The sequence below is a fragment of the Lentzea chajnantorensis genome, from assembly GCF_054300775.1.
Map to the genome: position 1 here is coordinate 8,174,368 of NZ_JBSDZT010000002.1, position 16,245 is coordinate 8,190,612.

The 16,245-nt window shown below is 68.9% G+C and carries 13 protein-coding genes; 8 read left to right on the forward strand and 5 right to left on the reverse strand.

The window, feature by feature from the left end; all coding sequences use genetic code 11:
* Nucleotides 1-4: 4 nt before the first annotated feature.
* The 4 genes from clpX to tig all read right to left on the reverse strand — a co-directional run bounded on the left by clpX (nucleotide 5) and on the right by tig (nucleotide 4,288).
* Nucleotides 5-1,285, reverse strand: a complete 1,281-nt coding sequence (gene clpX, locus ACVDFE_RS39110; RefSeq protein ID WP_360399493.1) for an ATP-dependent Clp protease ATP-binding subunit ClpX — start codon at nucleotides 1,283-1,285, stop codon at nucleotides 5-7.
* A gap of 234 nt (nucleotides 1,286-1,519) precedes the next feature.
* Nucleotides 1,520-2,134, reverse strand: a complete 615-nt coding sequence (locus ACVDFE_RS39115; RefSeq protein ID WP_089957693.1) for an ATP-dependent Clp protease proteolytic subunit — start codon at nucleotides 2,132-2,134, stop codon at nucleotides 1,520-1,522.
* Nucleotides 2,135-2,169: 35 nt separating this feature from the next.
* Nucleotides 2,170-2,757: an ATP-dependent Clp protease proteolytic subunit gene (locus ACVDFE_RS39120; RefSeq protein WP_053735683.1), complete on the reverse strand. Its 588-nt coding sequence runs from the start codon at nucleotides 2,755-2,757 to the stop codon at nucleotides 2,170-2,172.
* Nucleotides 2,758-2,944: 187 nt separating this feature from the next.
* The gene (gene tig / locus ACVDFE_RS39125) at nucleotides 2,945-4,288 is read right to left on the reverse strand and encodes a trigger factor (protein ID WP_360399496.1); all 1,344 of its coding nucleotides are present in this window, start codon (nucleotides 4,286-4,288) and stop codon (nucleotides 2,945-2,947) included.
* Nucleotides 4,289-4,503: 215 nt separating this feature from the next.
* Between tig and ACVDFE_RS39130 the strand changes: the two genes are divergently transcribed.
* Together ACVDFE_RS39130 and ACVDFE_RS39135 are read left to right on the forward strand one after the other, a co-directional pair.
* Nucleotides 4,504-5,274, forward strand: coding sequence for a hypothetical protein (locus tag ACVDFE_RS39130; protein WP_360399499.1), 771 nt, complete (start codon nucleotides 4,504-4,506; stop codon nucleotides 5,272-5,274).
* Between the two features lie 293 nt (nucleotides 5,275-5,567).
* On the forward strand, nucleotides 5,568-6,467 hold the full coding sequence (locus tag ACVDFE_RS39135) for a LysR family transcriptional regulator (RefSeq protein ID WP_360399502.1): 900 nt from the start codon (nucleotides 5,568-5,570) through the stop codon (nucleotides 6,465-6,467).
* Nucleotides 6,468-6,530: 63 nt separating this feature from the next.
* Here the strand turns inward: ACVDFE_RS39135 and ACVDFE_RS39140 are convergent, their stop codons facing one another.
* Nucleotides 6,531-7,523 (reverse strand): LacI family DNA-binding transcriptional regulator, encoded by a 993-nt coding sequence (locus tag ACVDFE_RS39140; RefSeq protein ID WP_458433944.1) that lies wholly within the window; start codon nucleotides 7,521-7,523, stop codon nucleotides 6,531-6,533.
* A gap of 99 nt (nucleotides 7,524-7,622) precedes the next feature.
* On the opposite strand from ACVDFE_RS39140, the gene ACVDFE_RS39145 reads away from it, so the two are divergent.
* The 6 genes from ACVDFE_RS39145 to ACVDFE_RS39170 all read left to right on the forward strand — a co-directional run bounded on the left by ACVDFE_RS39145 (nucleotide 7,623) and on the right by ACVDFE_RS39170 (nucleotide 16,236).
* Complete coding sequence (locus ACVDFE_RS39145) at nucleotides 7,623-8,876, forward strand: ABC transporter substrate-binding protein (RefSeq protein ID WP_458433945.1); 1,254 nt, start codon at nucleotides 7,623-7,625, stop codon at nucleotides 8,874-8,876.
* Entirely contained in the window at nucleotides 8,873-9,742 is an 870-nt protein-coding gene (locus ACVDFE_RS39150) for a carbohydrate ABC transporter permease (RefSeq protein ID WP_458433946.1), read from the forward strand. Before ACVDFE_RS39145 ends, ACVDFE_RS39150 begins: the two co-directional genes overlap by 4 nt.
* Nucleotides 9,739-10,560 (forward strand): carbohydrate ABC transporter permease, encoded by an 822-nt coding sequence (locus ACVDFE_RS39155; RefSeq protein WP_458433947.1) that lies wholly within the window; start codon nucleotides 9,739-9,741, stop codon nucleotides 10,558-10,560. Before ACVDFE_RS39150 ends, ACVDFE_RS39155 begins: the two co-directional genes overlap by 4 nt.
* A 17-nt stretch (nucleotides 10,561-10,577) precedes the next feature.
* The gene (locus tag ACVDFE_RS39160) at nucleotides 10,578-11,699 is read left to right on the forward strand and encodes a glycoside hydrolase 5 family protein (protein WP_458433948.1); all 1,122 of its coding nucleotides are present in this window, start codon (nucleotides 10,578-10,580) and stop codon (nucleotides 11,697-11,699) included.
* Between the two features lies 1 nt (nucleotide 11,700).
* The gene (locus tag ACVDFE_RS39165) at nucleotides 11,701-14,607 is read left to right on the forward strand and encodes an alpha-mannosidase (protein ID WP_458433950.1); all 2,907 of its coding nucleotides are present in this window, start codon (nucleotides 11,701-11,703) and stop codon (nucleotides 14,605-14,607) included.
* 126 nt (nucleotides 14,608-14,733) lie between these two features.
* Nucleotides 14,734-16,236 carry a PKD domain-containing protein gene (locus ACVDFE_RS39170; protein WP_458433951.1) on the forward strand — a complete coding sequence of 501 codons (1,503 nt, stop codon included), beginning with the start codon at nucleotides 14,734-14,736 and terminating at the stop codon, nucleotides 16,234-16,236.
* Nucleotides 16,237-16,245: the final 9 nt, after the last annotated feature.

Below are 16,245 nucleotides of genomic sequence, written 5' to 3' on the forward strand. Positions count from 1 at the left end.
AGTACTACGCGGACTTCTCCCGACGCTCCCGGCGCGAGGGCTGCCGGGCCACGATGGTCGGGTTCACGTTCTCCTTCACCGTCTGCTCGGTGATCACGACCTTGGCGACGTCCGTGCGGCTCGGGATGTCGTACATCACCGGGAGCAGGACCTCTTCCATGATCGCGCGGAGCCCTCGGGCACCGGTCCCGCGCAGGATGGCCTGGTCGGCCACCGCCTCGAGCGCGGTCTTGGTGAACTCCAGCTCGACCCCGTCCATCTCGAAGAGCTTCTGGTACTGCTTGACCAGCGCGTTCTTCGGCTCGGTGAGGATCTGCACCAGCGACGGCTTGTCGAGGTTCGTGACGGAGGCGACCATCGGCAGACGCCCGATGAACTCGGGGATCAGACCGAACTTGATCAGGTCCTCCGGCATGGAGTCGGCGAAGTAGTCCGCCGCGTCCGTCTCGGCCTTGGAGCGGACCTCGGCACCGAAGCCCAGGCCGCGCTTGCCGACCCGGTCCTGGATGATCTTCTCCAGGCCCGCGAAGGCACCGGCCACGATGAACAGCACGTTCGTCGTGTCGATCTGGATGAACTCCTGGTGCGGGTGCTTGCGGCCGCCCTGCGGTGGCACCGATGCGGTGGTGCCCTCCAGGATCTTCAACAGCGCCTGCTGCACGCCCTCGCCGGAGACGTCGCGCGTGATCGACGGGTTTTCACTCTTTCGAGCGATCTTGTCGACCTCGTCGATGTAGATGATGCCCGTCTCGGCCCGCTTGACGTCGTAGTCGGCGGCCTGGATGAGCTTCAACAGGATGTTCTCGACGTCCTCACCGACGTACCCGGCCTCCGTCAGCGCGGTCGCGTCGGCGATGGCGAACGGCACGTTCAGCATCTTCGCGAGCGTCTGCGCGAGGTAGGTCTTGCCACAGCCCGTCGGGCCGAGCATCAGGATGTTCGACTTGGCCAGCTCGACACCGTCGTCACGACCCTCGCGCCCGCGGTCGCCCGCCTGGATGCGCTTGTAGTGGTTGTAGACGGCGACGGAGAGGGTGCGCTTCGCATCGCTCTGGCCGATGACGTACTGGTCGAGGAACTCGTGGATCTCGGCGGGCTTCGGCAGCTCGTCGAGCTTCACGTCGCCGGCTTCCGCCAGCTCCTCCTCGATGATCTCGTTGCAGAGATCGATGCACTCATCGCAGATGTAGACGCCGGGGCCGGCGATGAGTTTCTTCACCTGCTTCTGGCTCTTTCCGCAGAAAGAGCACTTCAGCAAGTCGCCGCCGTCACCGATACGCGCCATGACCGCTGACCTATGTCCCCTCCGGCGCACACCTGCTGTAGTGCGCCTGCTGACTTGCTGTGGCAGTCCCACTGGCTGTGGGTGCTTCGCCCGTTCTCCTGACGGTACCCGGCCGACCCCGTTTCAGGGGAGGACCAGCGTCCCCCCGACGCCCCGATCAGGCCAGTTGCCCGGTCACATCGGCGTGTCGGCGGTTCCCGAGGGCCGGCTTCCCAGCCCTCGGGAGACGACGCTTCAGGACTTCGCGGAGAGCTTGCGGTAGGGCAGCACCGAGTCGACGATGCCGTAGTCCTTGGCCTCGTCGGCCGTGAGGATGCGGTCGCGCTCGATGCTCTCGCGAACCTCCTCCGCCGTGCGGTTGGTGTGCCGCGCGAGGGTGGACTCCATCAGGCGGCGCACGCGCTGGATCTCGTTCGACTGGATCTCCAGGTCGGACACCTGACCGTACGCGCCCTCCATGGAGGGCTGGTGGATCAGGATTCGCGCGTTCGGCAGCGCGTGGCGCTTGCCGGGGGTGCCGGCGGCCAGCAGCACCGCGGCGGCCGAGGCGGCCTGGCCGAGGCAGTACGTCTGGATGTCCGGGCGGACGAACTGCATGGTGTCGTAGATGGCCATCAGCGAGGTGAACGAGCCACCCGGCGAGTTGATGTACATCAGGATGTCGCGGTCCGGGTCCTCGGACTCGAGGACCAGCAGCTGCGCCATGACGTCGTTGGCCGAGGCGTCGTCAACCTGCACGCCGAGGAAGATGATGCGCTCCTCGAACAGCTTGTTGTACGGGTTCGACTCCTTCATGCCGTAGCTGGTGCGTTCGACGAACGACGGCAGCACGTACCGCGACTGAGGCATGTGGAACTGGCTCACTTGAGGTCTCCTAGCTGACGTCAGTTGTTCGAGTCGCCGACGGGCTGCGACCGGGTGACGACCTTGTCGACGAAGCCGTACTCCAGCGCTTCCTGCGCGGTGAACCAGCGGTCGCGGTCGGAGTCGGCGATGATGCGCTCGACCGGCTGGCCGGTGTGCTCGGCGATCAGCTCGGCCATCTCGCGCTTGGTGCGCGTCAGCATGTCCGCCTGGATCGCGATGTCCGCCGCCGTACCACCGACACCCGCCGACGGCTGGTGCATGAGGATGCGCGCGTGCGGGAGCGCCTGGCGCTTGCCGCGGGCACCCGCGGAGAGCAGGAACTGACCCATCGACGCCGCGAGACCCATGGCGACCGTGGCCACGTCCGGCTCGATCAGCTGCATCGTGTCGTAGATGGCCATGCCCGCCGTGACGGAACCACCCGGCGAGTTGATGTAGAGGGTGATGTCCTTCTCGGGGTCCTCAGCGGCCAGCAGCAGCAACTGAGCGGTGATCTGGTTGGCGATGCCCTCTTCGACCTGCGATCCCAGGACGATGATCCGCTCGCGGAGCAGCCGCTCGTACACCGAGTCGTTGAGGTTCATCCCGGCGGTGGCCGACCGCATCTCGGGGGTCGGGAAGGAGTGCTGCGTCACGTCTGCCTGCCTAACTCCAGGTGGAACGAATCTGGAAGCGAAAACTCTCTGCGATCGACCTTAACGAAGGCGGGCGGCGTCAGATGCCCGACACCGCCCGCGTTCGCTCAGGGCTGTATTTCCGGCGTTCGCCGCGTCACGCGGCGAGGGCGCCGAACTACTCCGCGTCCTCTTGGGACTTGGTCTCGCCGAAGAGCTCGTCGAGGTCCAGCTTCTCGCCGCTGGTGTCGCTGACCGTCGCCTGGCGCACGACGCTCGCGAGCGCCTTGCCGCGGCGGACGTCGGCGAAGATCGCGCCGAGCTGGCCGGACTGCTGCGCGCGCTTGACGTACTCGTCGGGGCTGATGCCGAAGCGCTGGGCCTGGTAGATGATCCGCTCGGTCAGCTCGCCGTCGGACACCGTGACCTGCTCGGCGTCGGCGATCGAGTCGAGCACCAGCTGCGTCTTGACGGCCTGCTCGGCGGCCTTGCGCAGCTCGGCGTCGAACTCCTCCTCCGACTGGCCCTGCTCCTCGAGCCACGCGGCGAACTTCGCGTCGTCGTGGTCGAAGGCGTGCACGGCGTCGTGCTTGCGGGCGTCGATCTCGCCCTGGACGATGCCCTCGGGCAGCGGGACCTCGGTGGTCTCCAGCAGCGCCTCGAGGACCTTGTCGCGCGCCTGCACGCCCTGCTGCATCTTCTTGACGCGGCCCAGGCGGGTCCGCAGGTCGGCCTTGAGCTCGTCGAGCGTGTCGAACTCGCTGGCGAGCTGCGCGAACTCGTCGTCGAGCTCGGGGAGCTGGCGCTCCTTCACCGTGTTCAGCACGACGGTGACCTCGGCCTCGCTGCCCTCGTGCTCACCGGCGACGAGCGTGGTGGTGAAGGTCTTGGTCTCGCCCTCGGACGCGCCGACGAGCGCCTCGTCGATGCCCTCGACGAGCTGGCCGGAACCGATCTCGTAGGACAGGCCGCTGGTGCGCGCCTCCTCGACCTCCTCGCCGCCGACGGTGGCGGACAGGTCGACGACGACGAAGTCGCCGGTCTGCGCGGGGCGGCTGACGCCGGTCAGCGTGCCGAAGCGGGCGCGGAGCTCGTCCAGCTGCGTGGTCACGTCCTCGTCGGCGACCTCCTGCTCGTCCACGGTCACCGCGAGCTCGCCGAACGCGGGCACGGTGATCTCGGGACGGACGTCGACCTCGGCCGTGAACTCGAGCGTCGCGCCGTCCTCGATCTTGGTGACCTCGAAGTCGGGGCGGCCCAGCGTGCGCACCTCACCGGCGTTGACCGCCTCCAGGTACTTGGCCGGGATGGCCTCCTGGATGACCTCGTCCAGGACCGGAGCGCGGCCGATGCGGCTCTCCAGCACCTTGGCGGGGGCCTTGCCGGGGCGGAAGCCGGGGATGCGGACCTGCTTCGCGAGCTTCCGGTACGCCTGGTCGAAGTTCGACTTGAGCTCGTCGAACGGCACCTCGACGTTGATCCGGACCCTCGTCGGGCTCAGGTGCTCGACGGTGCTCTTCAACGTGGACTCCTCGATACGAACAAGAACGTGCAGACAGCCGGTACCGCCACTCGTGGCGCCCGGATTCCCAGCGAGTCTAGGCGAGGCCCGCCGTGTGACCGCCGCCACCCCGGTTCCGCGCCCCGCGGGACCGGCCGGCAGCCGTCGCTACCCTTCTCCGCACACGGCCGGTTCGTGCCGTTATGGGGGCTTCACCCGATCATCGGGAGTTCGACGTGCACAGTGCTGTCAGCAGACTTCTCGCCATCACCGCCGCCGGCGCCGTCCTGGGAGCGGCCGCGGTCGCACCCGCGTCGGCGGGCACCCCGGTCTTCCCGCAGGTCGCCACGGCGTCCGCCTACGCGCTGACCGTCAACGGCCGGACCGAGGGCCTCAGCCGCACCTGGCTCCCCGGCGACGAGCCCGCCGGGTTCCGCGCGGACGAGGTCGTGGTCGGCCGCACCGCCCTGCACCCCGGCTGGGGCGTGCACCTGGCCGACGAGGACGTGGCGCCGCAGCTGCCCGAGTCCGCCGTGGTCCTCTACGCGGGCCCCGGTGACAGCACGAACCTCAAGGCCGAACGCCTCGCCTCGATCGCGCTCACGGACTCGCGGGGCCCGTTCCTGGCGTTCGCCGAGATCAACCGCACGGCGTGGTGCACCACCGACCCGGACAGCTACAACACGGTCAGCGAGATGTCGAACCTCGCCCTGCACCTCCGCGACGCGGCGGGCCGGATGGTCAAGGCGCCGGCCAACGGCATCGGCGTGCACACCCTGACGGGCGTCGACGCGGGCGACTCCGCGACCCCGGACGGCGCGCAGCGGACCACCACGGTCGAGCTCCGCGGCGCGCAGCGGGCGTCCATCCTCGAACCGTGGCGCAGCGAGTTCCCCCACACCTACGAGTGGGCGGACGGCATCCGCCTCACCGTGACGCAGCAGCTGGGCACCGAACCGCCGGTCGTCTACAGCTTCCTGCTCGGCGGCGGGGCCTGCGGCGCCTGATCCGCACCTCCGCCCACAACGCCGTCACCTCTGCGAGGTGGCGGCGTTGTTTGTTCGCCTGGCGAAAGGATCACTGAAAAGAGTCGGCCCGCTACGGCCTGTCGCAGACCACCTCTCTAAAATCACTCTTTCGGCGGAAACCCCCTTTCGCGACCGATCAAGATGACTCCATTAGCACCAATGTTGCGGCCAAGGGGGACAGGTAGCGTTACGACCCTCGCACCATCCGTAACAGGACCACGGGAACGAACGAGAAAAAGTCGTCGCACCGTTTTAATCCGAGGATCCGCCTGATGGAGACACGCCAGCTTCTCGCGTTCACGACCGTGGTTCAGACAGGGAGCTTCACCAAGGCCGCAGCCACGCTCAACTGCTCGCAGCCGACCATCACGACCCGCATCAAGGCCCTGGAGGAGGCACTCGGCGTCGTGCTATTCCGACGCCTGCCGCGGGGTATCCAGATGACCTCCGCAGGCGTGGAACTGCTCCCGTTCGCGCGAAACATCATCAACCTCACGGAAAAGGCCCGAAAAGCCATCACGATGAACGGCGAGCCGCACGGCAAACTCGTCATCGGTTCCGCACAGAGTTTGACCGACTACCGTCTGTTACCGCTCATCGAATACATGTGCTGGCGCTACCCGAGCGTCCAACTCTCGCTCCACTCGCGCAACGCCCTGAACAACCTGAACTCGGTGCGCGACGGCCAACTCGACTGCGCGTTCTTCATCGGCGCCATCGAGCCGCGCGAGGGCCTGGAGACGACGGTGCTGTGCCCGGAACCGCTCGTGGTGGTGGCCGGCCCGAACCACATGCTGACGCAGCGCCAGTCCCTCACGGAGGACGACCTCACCGGCAGCACGCTGATCCGCGCCGAGAACGGCGCCGCCTACCACGACCTGTTCGAGAGCTCCCTCGCCTTCGACGAGACGCGGGCCCCGGTCCTGGAGCTGGACTCGATCGACGCGGCGAAGCGCGCCGTCTCCTCCGGCCTCGGCATCGCGCTGATGCCGGAGGTCACCGTCGCCGCCGAGCTGGCCGACGGCAGGTTGGTCCGCTTGCCCTGGTCCCCGAACTTCCGCGTCTACACCCAGTTCGGCTGGCGCCAGGACAACTCGACGAACCCGGCGGTGACCGCACTCGTGTCGGCGGCGGCCCAGGTGGTCAGCGACCAGGTGGCCTCGCTGACCTGACCGTCCCGAGCGCAGGACCTCGCCCGGTGGCGGCCGCGCGCCGTCCACCGGGCGAGGCCGCCCTCAGGCACTGCCCGGTGCCACCCCGGAGCTTCCCCGCACCACCAGCTCCGGCAGCACGTCCTCCACGTCCGTCGGCACCGCGCCGCCCAGCACCGCCAGCAGTGCCCGAGCCGCCCGTGCCCCGAACGCGAACGTGTCCCGCGACAGGGCCGTCAGCCGCCCGTGCTGGCACAGGACCGAGTCGTCCCAGGCGACGATCGACAGCCGTTGCGGCACCGCCACCCCCAGCGCACCGGCGACCTCGGCCCCGGCCACCGCCATCACGTCGTTGTCGTACACGATCGCGGTGGGCGGTTCGGCCGCTCCCAGCAGCTCCCGCGTGGCCGACGCCCCGGACTCGGCGGTGTAGTCCCCGTACACCACGACACCGTCCACGACGGACGAGGAGAACGCCGCGTCCCGCCGCACCGTGTGCAGCAGCGACGGCAACCCGGCCACGCGCGCGATCCTCCGGTGCCCCAACGCCTTCAGGTGCGACACGACCGACGTCATCGCCGCGTAGTCGTCGGCCCACACCGAAGCCAGCGCTCCGTGGTGCCCCGCGCCGCCGACCACGACCGCCGGCATCCCGAGCGACGACATCAGCTCCACCCGCGGATCCGACACCAGCAGGTCGACGAGGAACACCCCGTCGACCCGGTGTTCGGCGAACCACCGTTCGTAGAGCGCGATCTCCTCGGCGCGCGACGACACCACCTGCAGCAGCAGTGCGCATGACATCTCCGACTGCATGCCGGCGATCAACTGGAAGAAGAACGCCTCGTCCCCCAACGCGCGCGGTGGGCGCACCAGGACCAACCCGACCGCGTCGGCGGAGGCGGAGGACAACGCGCGCGCGGTCGCGGAGGGGCGATAGCCCAGGGACGAGGCCACGGCCAGCACGCGGGCGCGGGTCGTCTCGGACACGCCGGAGCGGCCGTTCAGCGCCAGTGACGCGGCGCCCTTGGACACGCCGGCGGCCGCCGCGATGTCCTTGATCGTTGGCCTCTTCACCGCTGCGCACCCTGTCCGGAACGAGACAACAAGACGATCGGAGGCTAGCCGCAGATAAACCGGTTTAGCTAGGGTCCGCCAGCAAGGAGGTGGCTGTTGATGAAGAGGCGCACGTTCCTCGCGGGCCTGGCGGCGGTGCCCGTGGCGGGATGCGGACTGTCCGGCACACCGAACACAGGCTCATCGGCGTCGGGCCAGGTCACGGGCGAGATCACGGTCCAGACCTGGTCCCTCAAGCCCAAGTACACCGACTACGTCAACGGTGTCGTCGACGCTTTCCAGAAGCGGCACCGGGGCACCACCGTGAAGTGGGTCGACCAGCCCGCGGACGGCTACCTGGCCAAGGTCATGGCGGACGCGAGCGCCGGGAGCCTGCCCGACGTCATCAACGTCCCGCCGGACCTCAGCTTCCCGCTCGCCAAGGCGGGGCAGCTCGTCAACCTCGACGAGAACCTCAAGGACGCCAGGCAGGAGTACCTGGCGAACGCCTGGCAGGCGTTCGAGATCCCCGGCAAGGGCGGCTGCTACGGGTTCCCCTGGTACCTCAACACCGGGCCGATCTTCTACAACAAGGCCCTGTTCCAGCAGGCCGGTCTCGACCCGAGCAAGCCGCCGACGAACTTCAAGGAGCTTGAAGTCACGGCCCTCAAGCTCGCCGAGAAGAAGATCGCGATCCTCGGCCAGACCCCGAGCATCGCCGACTTCGGGCTGTACGGCGTGAAGCTGTTCGAGAACGACAGGTTCACCTTCAACGAACCCAAGGGCGTCGAGTTCGTCGAGAGCTACAAGCGCATGTACGACGCGGGCGCGCTCATCCCCGAGGCGCTCACGCAGAACTACACCGGCGCCGGCGCGAAGTTCATGGCGCAGCAGACCGCGATGAACCCCGGCAGCGCCTACGACCTCGGCAAGTTCAAGACCGACGCGCCCAGCCTCCACGCGAACATCGGCATCACCACGCCCATCACGAACACGGGCAGCGCCAACATGTTCCTGCACGGCGTCAGCGTGCCGAAGAGCAGCAAGAACCAGGCGACGGCACTGGCTTTCGGCCGGTTCCTCACCAACGCCGAGAACCAGGTGGCGTTCGCGAAGCTCGCCTCGATCTTCCCCAGCACCAGCAGGGGCGGCGACGACCCGTACTTCACCACCGAGGACGGCACGGACGAGGCACGCGTGCGCGTCGCCGCGGCCAAGCAGCTCAAGACGGCGGTGAACTACACGCCGGTGCAGTTCAGCGACCAGATGCGCGAGGCGCTGCTGCAACAGCTCGCGGACGCCATGCTCGGCAAGAAGTCGCCGAAGCAGGCACTCGACGACGCCGTCACCGAGTGCAACCGGCTGCTGAGGTGACGCACCGCCCGTACACGCCGTGGCTGTTCCTGGCGCCAGGACTGGCCATCTGCTCGCTGTTCGTGATCTTCCCGTTCCTGAACATGATCGTGCTCGCGTTCACCGACGCGAGCGCACTGGGCGGCGGCACGTTCACCGGCGTGGACAACTTCGTTCGGATGGCCCAGGACCCCAGGTTCTGGGCCGCCGCGTGCAACAGCCTGCTGTACATGGCGGGCGTCGTGCCCCCGCTGGTGCTGCTGCCGCTGCTGGTCGCGGTGCTCGCGCAGAAGGTCGTGCCGGGCATCGGGGTCTTCCGGACGGCGTTCTTCACGCCGGTGATCGCGTCCACGGTCGTGGTCGGGCTCATCTGGACGTGGCTGCTCGACAGCCGCGGCCTGGTGAACAGCGTGGTCGAGGCGCTGGGCGGTGACCGGGTCCCGTTCCTGACCGACTCCGGCCTGCTCCTCGTCAGCTCGATGGTCGTCACGGTCTGGCGCGGTCTGGGCTACTACATGGTGATCTACCTGGCCGCGCTCGCGAACGTGCCGAAGGACCTGCACGAGGCCGCGATGGTCGACGGCGCGGGACCGGTCAGGAGGTTCTGGTCGGTCACCGTGCCGAGCCTGCGGCCGACGATGGTGCTGGTCGCGGCACTGAGCGCGGTCAACGGGTTCCGCGTGTTCTCCGAGGTCTACCTTCTGTCCGGCGGCACCGGCGGGCCGGGCGGGGCGAGCACCACGCTGGTGATGCTCATCCAGTCCGCCGGCCGCGGTCTCACCGGCGAGGTCGGGTACGCCTCCGCGCTCAGCGTGGTCCTGTTCGTCGTCCTGCTGGGGCTGCTGCTGGTCACGCTGAAGCTCAACCGCCGGGAGGACCAGCTGTGAAGCGCGCCCACGTCCTCCTCGGCCTGCGCTACCTCGGGTTGCTCGCCGTCCTCGCGATCAGCGTCGGACCGTTCCTGTGGCAGTTCGCGACGAGCATCAAGGGGCCCGGTGAGGACGTCTTCGTCCCCGACTTCATCCCGGACGACCCGACGTTCGCGAACTACGCGGCCGTCGCCGACGTGGTGCCGGTCTGGTCGTTCGCGCTCAACTCGCTGGGCGTGGCGAGCGTCAACGTCGTCACGAACTGCCTCGGCGCCGCCATGGCCGGCTACGCGCTGGCGCGGTTGCGGTTCCGCGGCCGCCGGTTCGCCGCGGTGGTGTTCGCGAGCAGCATCCTGGTGCCGTTCGAGGCGATCATGATCTCGCTGTTCCTGGTGATGCGCGGGTTCGGGCTCACGAACACGCTCACCGCGGTCGTGCTGCCCGGTGCGGTCGCCGCGCTCAACGTCCTGTTGCTGCGCAACGCCTTCCTCGCCCTGCCCGCCGAGGTGGAGGAGGCGGCGGTCATCGACGGCGCCAACGCGTGGCAGCGCTTCACCCGCCTCGCGCTGCCGTCGGTGAAGGGCACGCTGGTCGTGGTGGCGCTGTTCTCGTTCATGTTCAGCTGGGACGACTTCCTGTGGCCGCTCATCGTCCTGAGCGACCAGGAGAAGTACACGCTCACCATCGGCCTGGCGTACCTCCAGGGCACGTTCGTGCAGAACCAGCGGCTGGTGGCGGCGGGCACGATCATCGCCGTCGTCCCGCTGGTCCTGCTGTTCCTGTTGCTGCAGAAGCACTTCTTCCGCGGAGTGGGAGAAGGCGCGATCAAGGGCTAAACCCGAGGAGTTCAACCTTGCGTTTCGGCGTGAACTACACCCCGTCCACCGGTTGGTTCCACCACTGGCTCGACTTCTCGCTGGACGACGTGAAAGCGGACTTCGCGGCGATCGCCGGGCTGGGGCTCGACCACGTGCGGGTGTTCCCGCTGTGGCCGGTGTTCCAGCCCAACCGGGGCCTGGTCCGCCCGAAGGCGGTCGAGCAGCTCGGCCAGGTGCTCGACGCGGCCCGCGAACACGGCCTGGACGTGCAGGTCGACGTGCTGCAGGGCCACCTGTCGAGCTTCGACTTCTACCCGTCGTGGGTGCAGACCTGGCACCGCGCCAACATCTTCACCAACCCCGAGGTGATCAGCGGGCAGAGGCTCTACGTCCGCACGCTCGCCGAGGCGCTGCGCGACAAGCCGAACTTCCTCGGCTTCACCCTCGGCAACGAGGTCAACCTGCTCACCGAGTCCAACCCGTGCACGCCCGAGCAGGCCGGCGAGTGGATCGATGCGCTGCTCGCCGAGTGCGCCGCGGCCGCGCCGGACCACCCGCACGTGCACTCCGAGTACGACGCCGTCTGGTACGAGAGCGAGCACTCGTTCCTGCCGGAGCACGCGGCCAACAAGGGCGCAATGACCACTGTGCACTCGTGGGTCTTCAACGGCACCGCGCAGCTCTACGGCCCGATGTCGCCGGAGAGCGTCCACCACGCCGAGTACCTGATCGAGCTCGCGAAGGCGCACGCGAGGGACCCGCGGCGGCCGGTGTGGTTGCAGGAGGTCGGCGCCGCCCAGCCCGAGATCAGCGCCGAGCAGGCGCCGGAGTTCGCCGAGCGAACGCTTGCGAACGTGCTGACGTGCGCGGACCTGTGGGGCGTCACGTGGTGGTGCTCGTTCGACGTCGACCGCGCGCTGGTGGACTTCCCCGAACGCGAGTACGAGTTGGGGCTGATGACCACCGGACGCGAGGTCAAGCCGCTCGGCGAAGTGATCGCCCGGATCGCAGGGGAGACGCCGCCCGCGCCGGCCGAGCGCACGCCGATCACGCTGCACGGCGACCGGCCCTCGTGGGGTCCCGGTGGCGCCTTCTTCGAAGAGTGGATGGCCCTCGCGCGCACGGGTGTGCGGGCCTCGATCGAGTTGGGGAACTGACATGCACGACGAACGCGCGCTGCTGGAAGAACGCCTCAACCGCACGCTGGAGGAACGCATCCGCCCGGCGGTCTACGGCGAGACCGCGCCGCTGGAGCTGGCCGTGTGGACCGTGCCGGACGAGCCGGTGCCGGTCGCCGAAGCCCTCGCCGCTCACTACGAACCCGCGCGGGTCGGCGACGACTGGGGTGCGCCGTGGAGCACCAGCTGGTTCCGGCTGACCGGCACCGTCCCGGAGGCGTGGCGGGGCGAGCAGGTCGAGGTGGTGCTCGACCTCGGCTTCACCCACCCCGGCCCCGGTTTCCAGTCCGAAGGCCTCGCCTACACCGCCGACGGCGTGCCGATCAAGGGCATCGAGCCGCGCAACACCCACCTGCCGGTCGAGGGCAGCGAGGTCCGCTACTACCTCGAAGCCGCGGGCAACCCGACGATCCTCGACTTCCACCCGTTCGTGCCGACCGCTTTGGGCGACAAGGACACCGCGGGCACCGAGCCGTTGTACAAGATCCGCAAGGCCGAGCTCGCGGTGTTCCGGCCGCAAGTCTGGCACCTCATGCTCGACATCGAGGTGTTGCAGGGTCTGATGGAGGAGCTGCCCGAGCACGACCCGCGCCGGCACAAGGTGCTGCACGCGCTGGACCGGGCGATGGACGCGCTCGACCTCAACGCGGTCGCGGAGACCGCCGCCGACGCCCGCGACCGGCTCGCCGGCGTGCTGTCGATGCCCGCCACGGCCTCCGCGCACAAGGTCTCCGCGATCGGCCACGCGCACATCGACTCCGCGTGGCTGTGGCCGCTGCGGGAGACGGTCCGCAAGTGCGCCAGGACGTTCTCCAACGTCACGAGGCTGATGGACGAGTATCCGGACTTCTACTTCGCGTGCTCGCAGGCCCAGCAGTACGCGTGGATGAAGGAGCACCACCCGCACGTGTGGGACCGCGTGCGCGAGAAGGTCCGCAGTGGGCAGTTCGTGCCGGTCGGCGGCATGTGGGTCGAGTCGGACACGAACATGCCCGGCGGTGAGGCGATGGCCCGGCAGCTGGTGCACGGCAAGCGGTTCTTCCTCGACAACTTCGGCGTGGAGACCGAGGAGGTGTGGCTGCCGGACTCGTTCGGCTACAGCGCCGCGCTCCCCCAGCTGATCAAGCTGTCCGGCTCGCGCTGGTTCCTCACGCAGAAGCTGTCGTGGAACCAGGTCAACCGGTTCCCGCACCACACGTTCTGGTGGGAGGGCATCGACGGCACCCGGATCTTCACGCACTTCCCGCCGGTCGACACCTACAACTCCTCGTTGAGCGGCGAGGAGCTCGCACGGGCGTCACGCCAGTTCGCCGAGCACGCCAAGGCCTCCCGGTCGCTGGTCCCGTTCGGCTACGGCGACGGTGGTGGCGGCCCCACCCGCGAGATGATGGAGACCGCGCACCGGGTCGCGGACCTCGAAGGCTCCCCGACCGTGACGGTCGAGCCGCCGCGCGACTTCTTCCAGGCCGCGCAGGACGAGTACCCGGACGCGCCGGTGTGGGCGGGCGAGCTGTACCTGGAGAAGCACCGCGCCACCTACACCACGCAGGCCAAGACCAAGCAGGGCAACCGGCGTTGCGAGCACCTGCTGCGCGAGGCAGAGCACTGGTCGACCGCGGCGGCGCTCCACGGTGCCGAGTACCCGTACGACGACCTCGACCGGTTGTGGAAGACCGTGCTGCTGCACCAGTTCCACGACATCCTGCCGGGCAGCTCGATCGCCTGGGTGCACCGCGAGGCCGAGGCGACCTACGCGCGGATGGCGGCGGAGCTGGAGCAGCTCACGACCCGTGCGATCGACGCGGTCAAGGGCGACGGCTCCGCCGAGGTCGTCTTCGACGTGTTCAGCGGTGACGCGCCCAGGCCGTTCGTCGCGCCCGTGGGCGGCGTGCTCGACAACGGCCGCCTCCGCGTGACGGTCGACGGCGACGGCGTGATCACCTCCGTCCTCGACCTGGAGGAGCAGCGCGAGGTCCTGCCGCCGCACGGGTGCGCGGGCCTGCCTCAGCTGCACAAGGACAACCCGAACCAGTGGGACGCCTGGGACGTCGACCCGTTCTACCGCAACTGGCGGTCCGACCTGGCCCCGACCGAACGCGTCGACGCCGCCGACGCCGTGGTCGTGCGCACCGAGTTCGGCGACTCCGCGCTCACCCAGACGATCCGGCTGCGCGAGGGCTCCAAGCAGGTCGACTTCGAGACCGAGGTCGACTGGCAGGAACGCGAGAAGCTGCTCAAGATCGCGTTCCCGCTCGACCTGCGCGCCGAGGTCTCCACCGCCGAGACCCAGTTCGGCCACCTGCACCGGCCCGTCCACACCAACACCTCGTGGGAGGCGGCGAAGTTCGAGATCTGCGCCCACCGCTTCCTGCACGTCGGCGAACCCGGCTACGGCGTCGCGGTGGTCAACGACTCGACCTACGGCCACGAGGTCACCCGCACCACCCGCGAGGACGGCGGGACCACCACGACCGTGCGCCTGTCCCTGCTGCGCGCGCCCCGGTTCCCCGACCCCGAGACCGACCAGGGCCACCACCGCTTCCGCTACGCCCTCGTGCTCGGCGGCCTGCCGGAGGCCGTGGACGCGGGCTACCGGATCAACCTGCCGCCGCGGACCGTCCAGGGCTCGGCCGCACCGCAACCGCTGGTGCGCACCGGCAACCCGGCGGTCAGGGTCGAGGCCGTGAAGCTGGCCGACGACCGGTCGGGCGATGTCGTCGTCCGGCTCTACGAGGCGCACGGCGGTCGTGCCCGCGCCTCGATCAGCACCTCCTTCGCGCACCGGGGCATCCAGGAGACCGACCTGCTCGAACGGCCGCTGGGTGCCGCGGGCGCGGAGGTGGTGCTGCGCCCGTTCCAGGTGATCACCCTGCGGTTCACGAGGTAACGCGCGCGCTGCGCCGGATGGGGCAATTCGGCCGGAACGTGCAACGAACACCCCATCCGTCGCGATCTAGGGTCGGGGTACCCCTGCCATCAAGGCCGGGGTCTGGGGACTTGGGGGAACTTTCGCATGCCTTCCTGGAGATCAGCGGCGGTCGCGGCCGTCGCCCTGGTCGGGGTGCTGGTGCCCGGTGTGGCACACGCGGCACCACCGACCAACGACGACTTCGACACGCCCACCGTGATCAACGCCCTGCCGTACGTGACCGAACAGGACACGACGTCCGCCACCAAGGCGCTCGACGACCCGTACGACTGCACCGGTTACATCGCAAGCGGTTCGGTGTGGTTCAGCTACACCGCGACCGAGGACGGCCTGCTGCGGCTCAAGACCGAGGGCAGCGGCCGAGACCTGGTGGTCACGACGCTCACCGGGCCGCGGCACGAGCTGCGCCACGTCGACTGGTACTCCGACGGCTGCAGCCGCAGCCGGACCGACCCGGTCACGTTCCGCGCGACCGCGGGCGAGACCTACCACTTCATGGTGACCGGGCAGAACGTGACGGGTGGCGCGCTGAAGCTCGCGCTCGACCGGATCTCCCCGCTGGCCAACGACGACTTCGCGAACGCGCAGCCGGTGACGTTGCCGTTCTCCACACCCGGTCCGGACTTCTCGCTGGCCTCCGCCCAGGACGCCGAGCCGTACGCGGCGGCCTGTCACAGCTCCGAGGGCCGGCCGTCGGTCTGGTACTCCTACACGCCCGCCCAGGACCAGTCAGTGGTCGTGCAGGTCAAGTCGAGCGGCGGCAGCAGCCCGGTGATCAGCGTCTTCGACGGCGCCGCACTGGGCGGGCTGGAACTGCGCAAGTGCACCGGGACGTCCGCCTACAACGGCAAGGCAGTCGGCCTCACGGGCGGCAAGACCTACTTCTTCCAGCTCGTCAGCAGCGCCGGCGACGACTCCCGGTTCACGCTGGAGCTGAAGGAAGCACCCGCGTTCACGACGAACCTCAGCTACTCCACCACGTCGGGTGGTCCGTCGGTCAACGACACCATCCCGTTCCGGGTCTACACCGGCAACGACTTCGACGACCCGGTGCTGACCGAGTGGGACTTCGGTGACGGCACCACGCTGCCCGCGAGCGAGGAGACCGACCGGAACCACCGGTACACCAAGGACGGCGTGTACACGGCGGCGATCCGCTCGACCACGTCCGACGGCCGCGTCTCCACCGACACCGTCGAGGTCACGGTCAAGACGCACGACGTCGGCATCACCAAGTTCACCGTGCCCACCTCGGCACGGGCCGGACAGCAGAAGCAGATCACCGTGCAGGTGGGCAACACCCGGTACCTGGAGCAGGCCACGGTGAGGCTCTACAAGCACGACGGCGAGTGGTGGCGTGAGGTCGGCGTGCTGAAGCTCGACGTGCCCGCGCACCCGACGCGCAAGGTGAGCTTCCCGTTCTCCTACACCTTCACGCCGGAGGACGCGGTGACCGGCAAGGTGACGTTCAAGGCCGAGGTGAAGCTGGAGTACCCGGTGTACGACGCGAACACCGGCGACAACGAGGTGATCGCGATCGCGACCACCGTGCGTCCCGCACTCGCCGCCGCCGCCGTCCTGAACTGATCTGGGGGG

What these genes read in the sequence shown, in the direction of transcription:
- clpX (WP_360399493.1), bottom strand. Translation starts at nt 1,285, where the DNA reads ATGGCGCGTATCGGTGACGGCGGCGACTTGCTGAAGTGCTCTTTCTGC.
- ACVDFE_RS39135 (WP_360399502.1), top strand. Translation starts at nt 5,568, where the DNA reads ATGGAGACACGCCAGCTTCTCGCGTTCACGACCGTGGTTCAGACAGGG.
- ACVDFE_RS39120 (WP_053735683.1), bottom strand. Translation starts at nt 2,757, where the DNA reads ATGCGGTCGGCCACCGCCGGGATGAACCTCAACGACTCGGTGTACGAG.
- ACVDFE_RS39145 (WP_458433945.1), top strand. Translation starts at nt 7,623, where the DNA reads ATGAAGAGGCGCACGTTCCTCGCGGGCCTGGCGGCGGTGCCCGTGGCG.
- ACVDFE_RS39170 (WP_458433951.1), top strand. Translation starts at nt 14,734, where the DNA reads ATGCCTTCCTGGAGATCAGCGGCGGTCGCGGCCGTCGCCCTGGTCGGG.
- ACVDFE_RS39165 (WP_458433950.1), top strand. Translation starts at nt 11,701, where the DNA reads ATGCACGACGAACGCGCGCTGCTGGAAGAACGCCTCAACCGCACGCTG.
- ACVDFE_RS39115 (WP_089957693.1), bottom strand. Translation starts at nt 2,134, where the DNA reads ATGCCTCAGTCGCGGTACGTGCTGCCGTCGTTCGTCGAACGCACCAGC.